The sequence below is a fragment of the Halpernia sp. GG3 genome (genome assembly GCF_052976925.2).
Map to the genome: position 1 here is coordinate 620,161 of NZ_JBRIIR020000017.1, position 12,906 is coordinate 633,066.

Consider the following 12,906-nt stretch of genomic DNA (forward strand, 5'->3'; position numbering starts at 1 on the left):
ATTATTAAATAATGAAAACAAAATTACTGTTTTTATCAACTTTACTTTGTAGTTTGAGTTTTCTGGCACAAAAGCACACTTATTTAGAAGAACCAAAATTAACGGATGCAGATGTTCAAAACATGATTCCACTAGTTAAAGCAGACGCACCCGCAGAAATTTTATATCAATCATATCATTACAGAATTGACTTTAATGGTAATATGTATAATGAAATAGTGAGCCGCGTAAAAATCTATGATAAAGAAAAGGCAAATGATTACCTAGATGTAGAAATTCCACTTTATGAATCTTCTTCAGGCCAACGAGAAAAATTAAGTAACCTAAAAGCTTTTACCTATAATTATGAAAATGGAAAAATAAAAGCGACAAAGGTTGAAAAAGACTCGAAATTTAAATCGGTGGAAGACAAGAATTATCAAATTACAAAATTTGCATTTCCCGACGTAAAAAATGGCTCAGTAATCGAATATCAATACACAGTTGAAACCCCTTTTTATTGGTCGATCCCAAAAGTGATGATTGAGCGTGACATTCCGTCAAAATATATTGAATATATTTTTGAAACGCCTAAGCAATTGGGTTATACTATCAATTATAAAGGGTCTTTATCCCCAAATTACAGAGAAGTAGAAGAGAAAAATATTTACGGTGGAGATTATTTTAGCTATCGTTTTGCCTATGAAAATGTTCCAGCTTATAAAGAAGAAAGTTTTGTAAAAAATAATAACAATTATAAAACTTCTATAAAAGCCGAGGTAAACTCCAGTAATATTAATAACATTACGACGAACTTTACAGTTTCTTGGTCGGATGTAAGAAAAAGATTGTACGATAATGAAGACTTTGGGCTGCAGTTGAAAAAAACGAATGCAGTAAAAGATATTTTACCTGCAAATGTCAAATCTATTCCAAATGAATTAGATCGAGCTAATGCAATTTTAAAATTCGTGCAAACGACTTACAAATGGAATAATGAACTAGATGATACGACAGATAAAGGTGTTAAAAATCTTATTTCTACAAAAATCGGAAATAGCGCTGAAATCAATTTACTACTAATTATGCTGATGAAAGAGACAGGAATAAAAGTCAATCCTATCGTTTTATCTACAGTTAATCGAGGTCTGTTGACTTCTTATGCACCTTCATTATCACTTTTAAATTATGTAATTGCAGGCGTAGAAAGTGGTGGTAAACTCTATTTATACGATGGTACAAGTAAGTTTTCCAGCCAAAACACAATTCCACCGCGCGCCCTAAATTATTATGGATTTTTAATGACAGATAGTGAAGCAAAGCAGCTAAATATTGTCTATCCATATGTAAGTGAAACTGTTTTAGCTGTTGATGCAAAGCTTAATGACAATAGCACTTTCAGCGGTCATTTTTCTGATACAGATACCAATATTTTTGCGATGATGGCAAATGAATCGTACACTGAAAACAAAGAAAAATACCAAAAAGAATATAAGGACGAGTATAAATTTTCCTTCAAAAATATTAAATCAGGTACTAATGAAAATGCTGATTTTTCCACGTCATTTGATTTTGATGCAGACACATTTGTAGATGCAATTGGCAGTAAATTAGTTTTTAATCCTTTACTTTTTCTTTATTCTAAAAATCATGATTTTAACCAAGTAGAACCAAGAAAAGCACCTTTAGAATTTTTATCTGCGTACAACAGAACAAAAAAAGTAACTATTACATTGCCAGAAGGCTATATATTTGAAAATGTTCCAAAATCTAAGAAAATTAGAACGGAAGATAATGAAATTGTTTATGATTATAATGTAACTCAAGAAGGTAACAAGCTGACAGTTAAAACGACAACTTCTGTCGATGATTCTACATATCCAAAAGAATATTATGTGGCCTTTAAGCAAATTTTTGATAGTATTACAAAGTTAGAAGGTCAGGTTGTAACAGCGGTGAAAAGATAAATTTTTACTAAAATTATTTAAAAAGGACTTTGCTAAATATTAGCAAAGTCCTTTTTTTATCTTATTTCAATTCTCTATTTAAACGTAAACAATCTCAGTCCTCAAAACTTTTTTACCCAATTTTTCTAATACTGATTTATACGTCTGAACTTGTCTTTCATATTTTTTCTTCTTTTCATTGGTTTCTTCACCGGTCTTAAAATCTACGATTAGCCAACCATCTGGTTTTTCTATCAACCTGTCAGGACGGTAAATTTCAGAAATACCATTTTCCGAAAGTAAGATGTCTTTCTCATTAATGATGTTAAAATCAGAATTAAAATAATCTGCATTATTTGGATTTTTAATAATCTCTAACAAGCGTTTTGATATAATTTCCTTTTCGTTTCGCGTAATATTTCCATCTAAAACATATTGTTCCAAAACAAAATCAACATCTTTTTCCTGATTTATTTTTGATAAAATTTCGTGTGTAAAAATTCCTAAACGCACTTTCTCATTTCGAACCTGATAATTTTTAGAAGGCGTTGCGATTTTTAAATTATTTTTTGCCTGAGTTTTTTCCGTTAATGAACTAATGTTTTTGGTATTAAATTTTCGCTCTTTCTGTGTGTTTTGTTTTTTAAAGGAATTTTTTTCTTCGGGATAAAGTTCCAGTTCCATTAAATTCTCTGGGTTTTTTGTTTCAATAAAATCTAATAATTCTATCGAATTTTCCCCACTTTTACTTTTGGATTGTAAGTATAAAAATAGCTGTTCTACGGGACGCGTTGTGGCTACGTATTGCAAACAAAAACGGTCGATTTTATTTTTGTATGTATTTTCAGAATTAAAACCGGCGATTTCTTTATCATAATTTTCCAGTTTATCTGAAAAGCCATCAATGTTAATTGATTTCAATTCTTCATAACCTTCCAGTTTTAGCCAGTTATTTATTTTCTTGTCTTTATTGCTATTTTTCATCGGTAAAAAAACGACCGGAAATTCTAAACCTTTCGCCGCATGAATTGTCATTAACCTTATTGCATCAACATTTTCACTCGCTTGTATAGAAATTTTATGCGCTTCTTCATCCCAATATTGAAGGAAATCTTTCAAAGTTTTTCCGCTATTTTGACTGTAATTATAAAGCATTTCTAAAAAATTTAGCAGAAAATCTGTTTCAAATTTTTTCACGGAAAATTCATGCACGAAAAATTCTATTTCATTGTACAAATTTAATTTTGGCAGGTCTTTCGGATTTAAATTAAGTTGAAAATTGTTTAAAATATATTGTTCTAAGTCTCCCTGCTCTTTTATATCTAAAATTTTCAACATCACAGCTGTAAAATCTTTAATATAAATCCGGCTGGATTCCTTTAAATAGTAAAATAATTTTACTAAATGTTGCCTGTTTTTTGGCTGTACTTTCCATTGTAAAAACTCAATCAAAGCTTTAATTGTTAAGGACAGATCCAGCGTTAAACCTTTTTCAGAAATGCTTTTAATGTATTGCTCTTTTTCATTATAAACTATTTTTTCTTTTCCTAAAAGTTGAGAAAATGCTTTTATTTCATTTCCACCACGACAAAGAATTGTAATATCTGAAAGTCCGAAACCATTATCCAAACATTCCTGAATATCTTTCTGCATCTGTACAACAGCATTTTCAAAAAAATCAGCATTTTTTCCACTGTATTCTTGTAAATTCACCTTAACGCGTCCAGTAAATTTTTTCTGTGCATTTTGGTGTGCGTTTTCATTAAATAATTCAGCGTGTTCCTTTGCTAGACCTTTGGACAAAAATTCATAAAGTTCATTATTAAAATCCACAATATTTTTCGCACTTCGCCAGTTGTGTTCCAGATTTTCTAAACTAACTTCAACATTGGTTTCTTCACTTTTATTTAAAATCTTAAGCATTATTTCACTTTCGCCGCCACGAAATCTATAAATGCTTTGTTTCGGATCGCCAACCAAAGTAAAAGTGTTGTCTTCAGAATTTATGGTGTGATCACGAAGCGGTAAAATATTGTCCCACTGCATTTTAGAGGTATCCTGAAACTCGTCCAAAAAATAATGGCTGTATTTTGTCCCCACTTTCTCGTAAATAAATGAAGACGGTTCGTTTTTCAGATTTTCATTAATTAAAACATTAAATTTTGAAAGCAAAACCAGATCATTTTCCTCTTCAATTAAAGCCAATTGATCCTGAATTTCTTTATTAATTTTTAAAGGCAACAATTCCTGAAGAATTTTTTCTTTCTTAATGGAAGAAATATATTGCTTAAAAATTTCCATTCTTTTATCAATTAAAAAAGGAAGAATTTCTAAAATTTCACCCTGTCTATTTTTAGATTTTGAAGAAGAACCTTTTGATATTTTATCTATAGCAACATTCTCGTCAAGTGGAAAAGGGAATTTATCGATTTTATTATTTGTAAAATCAAGAACAGATTTAAAAAATTTTGGCAAACTTCCACCGCTTGCTGCTGCAAAATCATCAGCCGTTAGATTTTTTTCCTGAAACAAATCTAAAACGTCTTTTGCAATTTCCTTAACTTGCGTTTTGTGCTTTTCAATCTCACCGCGCAGTTTTATTTTTACTTTATCGTAAATTTCCCAATTGAAATCTTTGTTGCTTTTCAGTTCTTCGTAATGAACGTCGCTTACAAATTGTTTCGCTTTTTTATACAAACTTTGGTTAATATAAACGCGCTCTTCGTTATCCAATTTATAATTGATAAAATCTATAAACGCTTCTGAAATAGTTTCATCTGCACCGATTTTATCGAGCATTTTATCAACGGCTTCTATTAAAAACGGTTCACTTTGAATTTCCAGATTAAAGTTCTGCGCCAAACCCAATTCATTAGAAAAACTTCGGACCAGTCGCGCATTAAACTTATCAATTGTGCCAATATTTAAAGTAGAATAATGGTGCAAAATATAATCTAAAACTTTCTTAGACCGTCTGTGCAGTTCTTCAAGGGAAATCTCAATATTTTTTTCTTTAAATTTTTTCTGGATCCCAAGTAATTCCTGATTTTCTTTAAAATTCTCTTTGGTGAAATCTTCCAGCCAACCAAGAATTCTGGCTTTCATTTCATTCGCCGCTTTGTTCGTAAAAGTCAATGCCAAAATATGACTGATTCCGTCGGATTTATCCGGCGATTGCAGGCAGATCATGAGAAGTTTTTGCACTAAAGAATAGGTTTTTCCGGAACCGGCAGAAGCATTTATAGCGAAATAAGTTTGCATTTTTTTAATTTTGAATCACTGCAATTTAACGAAAATTAAAAGCTTTAAAATAAATTTTGATAGATTTTAAGACAATTTGAATTAAATAATTTCCAAAAAATCTTAAATGAGATTAATGCTGGTTAAAGTTTAAAAAGCAATCATTTTTAAATTTACTTTTACAACAATTAATTGCCTTTGAAATTATATTTATTTTTTTTACTTATTTTCCCTATGACATTTTTTCTTTCCCAAACTTTAGTTTCTGAAAATGTTTATAATGAAAATGAATCTGCGCTTTCCGGCGTTTTAGTAGTAAATATTTCACTACAACTCTTTATCTGCATAAGCTACATCGTAAATATTTTTAATAATTCTTTCCAAATTCTGAGGCTGAAAATTAGCAAATAAAAGCAATTTTAAACTTTCTTTTCCCTCGCCATAGCTTGGTTGAATATAGGAATCTGAGATTTGATGGAAACCATTTTGGTCATAGAATTTAATGCGTCTTTTTGAATCATCATTCAATAATTCTGGTTCGGTTTCTAAAATAACATGCGGGTTGACTTCTGTTACTCTTTTTAAAACTTTAGCGCCGAATTGTTGATTTCTAAATTCTTTAAATATTTCAAAATGTTCCAAAAATATAAAATCGTCTAATTGCCAGATAATTAAATATCCTATGAAATCTGAAACATTTAAAATAGAAAATAATTTTACTTTTTTTTGTTGAAAAAGATGTTCAAATTGTGCTTCACTTCGTCTTTCATTTTCAGGAAAAGTATTGCAATAGGATTTAAATATTATTTTAACACGCGAGTCTGAAAAATTTACAACTGGTTCAAATTCCATTTTAGAGATCAAAAACATTTGGTCGACGCAGGATGAACATATCTTTTATCCAAAGTGTAAATGCCAGAAATAAGTATATGATAAAGAAAATACCAACGGTCGCAAAAGTAGAATAAATAAAAAATACGCGCAGTTTTGACACGGGGATTCCTAGTGTTGCACCCATTCTGGTAAGTACACCAAACCATTCTGTTTCAACACGATGGCGAAAAGCGGTGATTATTTTAGGTTCTATCATTTTAATTTTTCAGTAACTGTAAACCAATACTGCAATTTAAGCAATTTTTCTTTACGCAAAAATGGTTGTAATGATAGATATAAGCTTGACTGTCAGCTGCATTTTCTAGAGGGATTTTTAAATTCTTCCAATTTGTAATTATTGCGTTTTTTTCAGTTGGCAAATCACCATAAAATTTTAAAATATCTTCCATAATTTCTTCGTTTGAATTTTTATGATAGTGGTATTTTAAGGGTAAAACTGCGTTTATAATAATTAAATTGATAAATTCTTCGCTGACAATTTTTGCGTGGTTAGTTGTCGAAATTTTATCAAAGTTAAAGTGATCATCCCAATAAGCAGAGGCCTTTATATTTTTAAATATCAAATAGAGATCTGCTTTGGATTTTGCATTTATTATTTTTGAAAAAAGATTTGGTTTCGAATTGTAAAGATTTGCCAATTGGGATAAGCGAAGTGTCGGAAAATTTGGCGGACGTAATCGCAGAAATTTTGGTTTAAAAGTGAGTTCTGTTAAATTATATTTTGCTTTTAAAAACTCAAATTCTCTTTTCCAAATTACCATTTTTTCATCTTCAGCATTTTTGAGCCAACCAAAAATACCAAAAAACAAGGCTTCTAACTGCTCCTCATTTTGCTTAATTTTACTAATTAAATTAAAATCTATCTGTGTAGCAAACTGCTGAAAAATTTCGGCATTTACTTTCAAGCCAAAAGCATAAGCTAAATTTTGAAAAAGAACAGCTTCATAATTATTTTTAGACACTTTTAATTGCAGGCTAATTTTTTCAGATTTTTGATCTAATTTTTTTATTAAAGTTTCATCCGCGAAATTGAAAGGAATTTTTTCCGGATTAAAAATTTGTTCACATGGAATAAATTGATTTCCCTCTAATAAATTTTTATATTTTTGAATTGTATTCTGGTCAATATAATTTTTAAGTTCAAGCGTTGGAATATTTTTCTCAGTAAATTCTCCAATTTCTAGATCATGCTCATAAACAACATGTAAAATTAGATTATCAAAATCCTGATTGCCGGAATGTTGGTGGAAAATCCAGTCTGAAGATTTGACGTGTAATTCGATATTTCCGGCTAAAACTAAGTCATTAATTTTTATTTTTCCCTCCAGAAAATCAGCCCCGGAATTAAAATTCCATTGCCCGAAATTAATAATTTCTATTGATTTTCCTTCAATATCTTTAAAATCAAAACTGATAAAAATTTTGAAATTCCAGAGGTATTGAAGAAGTTTTTCATTCATTATAATAAATTAAATGATGTCGTTTTATTCAGCTATTGAATGAAAACGGCTTAAAGTTTCCTCGTACATTTTCTCGTAGATCGGCAAAATGTTTTTTAGATCAAATTTTATGGCTTGTGCTTTAGCATTTAATTTCATCTCTGCGAGAAGTTTTTCATTGCTTAAAAGTTTTATGGTATAATTTGTCATGGCTTCTACATTACCGATTTCCGCTAGAAATCCGGTCACACCTTGGATATTTACTTCTGGAATTCCACCTGCGTTAGAACTAATTACCGGCGTTGATGCGGCCATAGCTTCGAGAGCAGCAAGTCCGAAACTTTCTTGTTCGGAAGGCAAAAGAAAGACATCGGAAAGTTCTAAGATTTTATACAGATCATTCACTTTTCCCATCAATCGAATTTTGTCAATTAATTCTGGATTTTCTTCCAAAAATTCAGTAATAACTTCCATATCCGGACCTTCCCCGATAATTATTAATTTAGATTTTATTTTTTTGTGAACATTTTTAAAAATCTCTAAAACTTCTGATACCCTTTTTACTGGACGTAAATTTGAAACATGAATAAGTATTTTTTCATCATCATTTGCCAATTGTTTTCGCGCACATTCTTCGTAATTTGTAAATTCAGAATTATCTATAAAATTCGTAATTACCTCAATTTCTTTTTTAATATTAAACTTTTGAAGCGTATCGTTTTTCAAACTCTCAGAGACAGAAGTAATTGTATCTGATTGATTTATTGAGAATTCTACGGCATGTTTGTAACTCGGGTGTTGACCAACCAAAGTAATATCCGTTCCGTGAAGTGTGGTTACCAAAGGAATATCTTTATCAATTTCTTTCAGCATTTGTTTTGCGGTAAAGGCTGCGTAAGCATAAGGAATGGCATAGTGAGCGTGCAAAATATCTAATTTGTAAAGATTCACAACTCTATATATCATTGAAGACAGAGCAATATCATAAGGTTGATATTGAAAAAGTGGATAAGTCTGCACATTCACTTTATGGAAAAAAATATTCGGATTGGCGATGTCTAATCTTGCTGGCATTGCGCTCGAAATAAAATGCACTTCATAGCCTTTATTTGCCAAAGACATTCCTAATTCTGTCGCTACAATGCCGCTTCCGCCGTAAGTTGGATAGCAGAGAATACCTATTTTCATTTCTTTTTTTTAAATTTTTTCAAGCAGAAAGTTACTGCTATTTTTCACTATCAGTCCTGCTTTCCGTTACAATCTTTTCATTTTTTTTTCTAAAAATGAAAAGGATTTTCACTTCACTCAGGGCTAGGATTAAAGATTATTTTTCTTTATCACGGTCTTCTAATTAGCTTTCAAATCAATTCCCATTCCTTCTTTTATAGTATCATTCACCAAAACCGGAATTCTACCATGAATTTTAGTTTCGCCTAAAAGTGCATTTGCAACGGCAGTTTGGGAATCATCATTATTTTCATAAGCGACTAAAACCGTAGAAGTTTTAGAAATATCCACGTCTTTTAAACCATATGGGCTTCCGAAAACAGTTAAAATTACGTTCTGATTTTTATTTAATTCCTTTAAAATGCTTTTGCTTTCTTCTGATATTTTAAATGATTTATAAGCCGAAGAATTGTCTTTGTGAAAACCAACAATTACTTTTGAATTAGCAGGAATCGTTGAGATTTCTGAAGGATTTTTTAAAATGACGGTTGTTTTTAAATTGAGTTGGTCAAGGAAGGTTTGATAAGGCGCTTCTTCTAAGGGAACGTAATAATAAGTTTCTTTACAATTTAAAGGCAATAATTTTTCTTTATCTTTTAATAAAGTCAAGGCATTGCTGTAAAGTTTTTGTGCTAATTTCACATGCGTTTCGTTATTCAAATCATGATTGATATTTTCTGGACTTCTTGCATCATATTTATTTAAACCTAAATAATATTTCGTTAAAAGAATTTTCTTCACACTTTCCGTCAGTCTGTCTTCTGAAATATCACCCTTGTCAATCGCTTGCTGAATTAATTTTTTCGCTTCAACCACGCCATCTGAAAAAAGCAGAATATCATTTCCCGCTTTAAAAGCCATCTCATCAACTTCACCAGGCTTGTAACGTTTTGCAACTGCACCCATATTTAAAGCATCAGTAATTATTAAACCTTTATAACCAATTTTTTCTCTTAAAAGTTTGGTGACAATTTCGTAGGAAAGTGAAGCGGGAATTTTTTTAGTTTCTAAGGTCGGAACGTACAAATGAGCGACCATTACGCCACCAATTCCTTCGTGCGCCAATGCTCTAAAAGGCGCCAACTCTACCGAATTTAAGCGTGAAAGTGTGTGATTTATAACAGGTAAATCTAAATGAGAATCTGTGTCTGCATCACCGTGACCAGGAAAATGTTTCATGGCTGCTAAAATATTATGATCTTGCAAGCCTTCAAAATAGGCGGTTGCAGATTTTATCACATTTCTTACATTAGACCCGAAACTTCGGTTGCCAATAATTGGATTATTAGGATTTGTATTAACATCCACAACGGGTGCAAAATCCCAATTAATACCCATTCTTTTGCAATCTGTCGCAATTTGAGAAGAGATTTCATAAATTAGTTTTTTGTTTTGAATCGCACCTAAAGTCATCGCCCAAGGAAATTTATGAGCTGCTGCAATTCTTTGAAAAAGTCCCCATTCCGCGTCCATGCCAATCATTAATGGAACTTTAGATTTTTGCTGAAATTCATTAACCAAGTTGATTTCTTTAGCCGCATCATCCTGCATTAAAATTAATCCACCTATTTTTTCATTTAAAACAAGTTTTCTGACAAAATCAACATGAGCATCATCTTTATTAGTATAAAGTGCGATAATGAAAAGCTGACCTAATTTTTCATTCTGGTTTAAATTATTATAAGTAGAATCTACCCATTTTTGAGCCAATATCTTTTCTGAATTTGTAATATTTTTAGGTAAAAACTGCGCTTTACAATATTCAGAAAATGAAAAAGAAATTACAAGTATAGCGACGAAAATTTTCTGCATCTTAAATGGTTTGAACAAAAACAAAAATACGTTTTTAAATTATTTTAAATTCAATATTCGTTGGTATATATTTTGTGTAGTTTATGTTAATAAAATTAATATTATGAAAAAATTTTTTTCCCTCGTTCTTATTGGTTTGCTGACAGTTATTGCTGTTAGTTGCACTAGAACTTCTGACGTAGTGCAACCCGCTACTAACACATATTCTAAAGTGTATGATTTTACTGGAAATATGGTCAAGAGCACGACTGACAGCTCTTTATATGGATTTTACAGACAATTGCCTACCCAATTACTTAGCAGTGACGTTCTTTTAATTTATCGTCAAAGTGGTGTATCTAACGGAAACCCTATTTGGAGATTATTACCTACAACGGATTTCCTAAGCCAAGGTGAACTAAATTATCGTTTTGATTTCACAAAAACTGATTTTCAAATTTTTGCAGATGCAAATTTTGATCTGTCAGTACAAAGTAATAGTTTTAATGCTACTTATTTAAATAATCAAACTTTCCGCGTTGTTTTAGTTCCTGCGGAATTTGGAAATAAAAATAGTCAAGCTGCAAATTATCAAAATTATAATGATGTCATTGCGAGATATCACATTGATGACTCAAATGTGAAGGTGTATAATAAGTAAGATTACAATTTAGTGATAAAAAAAAGACAATTGAAATTAATCAATTGTCTTTTTTATTATTCAGTAATCTCATCTTCCAATAAATGCCCAAAATAGGCTTTTTTCGTATCGAGATAATCTTTGCTTTCTTTTGTTGAAGGGATTTGCAATGGAATTCTACTTTTTAAGATAATGTCACTTTTTTCTACAGCTTCCAATTTTAATGGATTGTTAGTTAAAAGATTAATTTCTTTTATACCTAGTTTTTTCAGAATGTCAACTGCAACATCGAAATTCCTGTCGTCAGCTGGTAGACCTAATTTTAAATTAGCTTCCACGGTATCAAAACCTTGCTCTTGAAGCGCATACGCCTTTAACTTATTGATAATTCCAATATTTCTACCTTCCTGACGAAGATAGATTATTACACCCTCGTTTTTATTCATGAACTGCATGGCAAAGTCTAGCTGCTGTCCACATTCGCATTTTCTAGAGTGAAAAACTTCACCTGTAATACATTCGGAATGAAAACGGACATTAACGATTTTCGTTAAATCGGTATTTTCTGCCACAATTGCCATATGAGGCATCCAGTTATTTTCAACTTCTGAAAATGCAATAATTCTAAAGTTTCCAAACTCCGTTGGAACCAATGATTCTGCTTGTTTTGTAATCATTTAAAGGTAATATTTTTTATAACTACTAACTAATTGACTCTAATAAATTGACATTCGTCTTGATGCGAACCATGTAACGGTTGAGAATTTCGCCCATGTCCTTATTTAAATAACTTCGTAATATCTGAATTTTTTTATAGGCGACGACATAATTATTATAAGAATTTTGACGCGTCTTATTATCTTTTTTAGAGATTGCTTCAATATAAGAGGTCAATGAAATTTTTAAATTACTCACTTCCTTATCCACAGCACGGTTATTAAATTTCGGAAAAGAAGATATTAAATTTGATAATTCTGATTGATAGGCAATTATCTCGGTTTTTATTCCCACATCATCTGGTGAATACAAGTCTTTAGTGATCTCGTCAGAGATTGGTGAAAGATTTATCTTCTCAATAGAGCAACTTATTAGTAAAAGCTGTAAAACAAGACCTACGGCGAGAATTCTTTTCATTTTTTTGTTTTTTGATATAGAATCGGATTGAGGGATTCATCATTATACATTTTCATCTGTTTGTATAACTTCATCTTAACATTTCCGTTCTCGATATCAACCAACAATTGGTTTATAGCGTGTGACAAGTCTTTATGCTGCTCCAATAAAACATTTAATTTTACTTCGCATTTTTCCCGGTGTTCAACCGAAGCACTATCTCTAAAAGCCTCCTGCTTCATGTGATAAACTTTCAGAGCCAAAATGGATAGCCTGTCAACTGCCCACGCTATAGTTTCAGTATTTATTTTCGCATCTGAATTGGGAATAACATCCTGATATTTTTTAAAAAACCAGGCATCAATGTATTCTACTAAATCAGTCCTTTTTTGATTAGAAGTATCTATTCTCCTCTTTAAAACCAAAGCTTCCTCTGGATTTATTTCTTCTTCTCTAATGATATCTTCTAAATGCCATTGAACGGAATCAATCCAGTTTTTTGCATACAAGATTTGTTCCAAAGAAGCTTCTCCGTAAGGATTTTTGATGATATAATTAACATCATCATGCAGATGGTAATTTTCTACTGAGAGATTAAAAACCTCCCACGCAGTTTCAGAAAAAGACATAGAAATTT

At 31.0% G+C, this 12,906-nt stretch carries 11 protein-coding genes; 2 read left to right on the forward strand and 9 right to left on the reverse strand.

Annotated elements, in window-relative coordinates:
- Positions 1-11: 11 nt before the first annotated feature.
- Complete coding sequence (locus ACVBED_RS12245) at positions 12-1,946, forward strand: DUF3857 domain-containing protein (RefSeq protein WP_447120552.1); 1,935 nt, start codon at positions 12-14, stop codon at positions 1,944-1,946.
- A 78-nt stretch (positions 1,947-2,024) separates the two neighbouring features.
- On the opposite strand, the gene ACVBED_RS12250 is transcribed toward ACVBED_RS12245, so the two are convergent.
- The 6 genes from ACVBED_RS12250 to ACVBED_RS12275 all read right to left on the reverse strand — a co-directional run bounded on the left by ACVBED_RS12250 (position 2,025) and on the right by ACVBED_RS12275 (position 10,537).
- The gene (locus ACVBED_RS12250; RefSeq protein ID WP_473095060.1) at positions 2,025-5,186 is read right to left on the reverse strand and encodes a UvrD-helicase domain-containing protein; all 3,162 of its coding nucleotides are present in this window, start codon (positions 5,184-5,186) and stop codon (positions 2,025-2,027) included.
- Between the two features lie 306 nt (positions 5,187-5,492).
- Complete coding sequence (locus tag ACVBED_RS12255; RefSeq protein WP_447120554.1) at positions 5,493-6,017, reverse strand: GNAT family N-acetyltransferase; 525 nt, start codon at positions 6,015-6,017, stop codon at positions 5,493-5,495.
- A 1-nt stretch (position 6,018) separates the two neighbouring features.
- The gene (locus ACVBED_RS12260; RefSeq protein ID WP_447120555.1) at positions 6,019-6,255 is read right to left on the reverse strand and encodes a PspC family transcriptional regulator; all 237 of its coding nucleotides are present in this window, start codon (positions 6,253-6,255) and stop codon (positions 6,019-6,021) included.
- A 1-nt stretch (position 6,256) separates the two neighbouring features.
- Positions 6,257-7,519 carry a DUF2851 family protein gene (locus ACVBED_RS12265; protein ID WP_447120556.1) on the reverse strand — a complete coding sequence of 421 codons (1,263 nt, stop codon included), beginning with the start codon at positions 7,517-7,519 and terminating at the stop codon, positions 6,257-6,259.
- Between the two features lie 24 nt (positions 7,520-7,543).
- Positions 7,544-8,686, reverse strand: a complete 1,143-nt coding sequence (gene bshA / locus ACVBED_RS12270) for an N-acetyl-alpha-D-glucosaminyl L-malate synthase BshA (protein WP_447120557.1) — start codon at positions 8,684-8,686, stop codon at positions 7,544-7,546.
- Positions 8,687-8,845: 159 nt separating this feature from the next.
- Positions 8,846-10,537, reverse strand: coding sequence for a glycoside hydrolase family 3 protein (locus tag ACVBED_RS12275; RefSeq protein ID WP_447120558.1), 1,692 nt, complete (start codon positions 10,535-10,537; stop codon positions 8,846-8,848).
- Positions 10,538-10,640: 103 nt separating this feature from the next.
- On the opposite strand from ACVBED_RS12275, the gene ACVBED_RS12280 reads away from it, so the two are divergent.
- Positions 10,641-11,177, forward strand: a complete 537-nt coding sequence (locus tag ACVBED_RS12280; RefSeq protein WP_447120559.1) for a hypothetical protein — start codon at positions 10,641-10,643, stop codon at positions 11,175-11,177.
- Positions 11,178-11,233: 56 nt separating this feature from the next.
- Here ACVBED_RS12280 and ribA read toward each other — a convergent pair whose 3' ends face one another.
- From ribA to ACVBED_RS12295, 3 genes are read right to left on the reverse strand one after another with little or no spacing between them, the layout of a single operon-like run.
- Complete coding sequence (gene ribA / locus ACVBED_RS12285) at positions 11,234-11,833, reverse strand: GTP cyclohydrolase II (RefSeq protein WP_447120560.1); 600 nt, start codon at positions 11,831-11,833, stop codon at positions 11,234-11,236.
- A 25-nt stretch (positions 11,834-11,858) separates the two neighbouring features.
- Complete coding sequence (locus ACVBED_RS12290; RefSeq protein WP_447120561.1) at positions 11,859-12,290, reverse strand: hypothetical protein; 432 nt, start codon at positions 12,288-12,290, stop codon at positions 11,859-11,861.
- Complete coding sequence (locus tag ACVBED_RS12295; RefSeq protein WP_447120562.1) at positions 12,287-12,898, reverse strand: DUF4254 domain-containing protein; 612 nt, start codon at positions 12,896-12,898, stop codon at positions 12,287-12,289. Before ACVBED_RS12295 ends, ACVBED_RS12290 begins: the two co-directional genes overlap by 4 nt.
- Positions 12,899-12,906 lie beyond the last annotated feature (8 nt).

What these genes read in the sequence shown, in the direction of transcription:
- bshA (WP_447120557.1), bottom strand. Translation starts at nt 8,686, where the DNA reads ATGAAAATAGGTATTCTCTGCTATCCAACTTACGGCGGAAGCGGCATT.
- ACVBED_RS12265 (WP_447120556.1), bottom strand. Translation starts at nt 7,519, where the DNA reads ATGAATGAAAAACTTCTTCAATACCTCTGGAATTTCAAAATTTTTATC.
- ACVBED_RS12260 (WP_447120555.1), bottom strand. Translation starts at nt 6,255, where the DNA reads ATGATAGAACCTAAAATAATCACCGCTTTTCGCCATCGTGTTGAAACA.
- ACVBED_RS12255 (WP_447120554.1), bottom strand. Translation starts at nt 6,017, where the DNA reads ATGGAATTTGAACCAGTTGTAAATTTTTCAGACTCGCGTGTTAAAATA.
- ACVBED_RS12275 (WP_447120558.1), bottom strand. Translation starts at nt 10,537, where the DNA reads ATGCAGAAAATTTTCGTCGCTATACTTGTAATTTCTTTTTCATTTTCT.
- ACVBED_RS12245 (WP_447120552.1), top strand. Translation starts at nt 12, where the DNA reads ATGAAAACAAAATTACTGTTTTTATCAACTTTACTTTGTAGTTTGAGT.
- ACVBED_RS12290 (WP_447120561.1), bottom strand. Translation starts at nt 12,290, where the DNA reads ATGAAAAGAATTCTCGCCGTAGGTCTTGTTTTACAGCTTTTACTAATA.
- ribA (WP_447120560.1), bottom strand. Translation starts at nt 11,833, where the DNA reads ATGATTACAAAACAAGCAGAATCATTGGTTCCAACGGAGTTTGGAAAC.
- ACVBED_RS12250 (WP_473095060.1), bottom strand. Translation starts at nt 5,186, where the DNA reads ATGCAAACTTATTTCGCTATAAATGCTTCTGCCGGTTCCGGAAAAACC.
- ACVBED_RS12280 (WP_447120559.1), top strand. Translation starts at nt 10,641, where the DNA reads ATGAAAAAATTTTTTTCCCTCGTTCTTATTGGTTTGCTGACAGTTATT.
- ACVBED_RS12295 (WP_447120562.1), bottom strand. Translation starts at nt 12,898, where the DNA reads ATGTCTTTTTCTGAAACTGCGTGGGAGGTTTTTAATCTCTCAGTAGAA.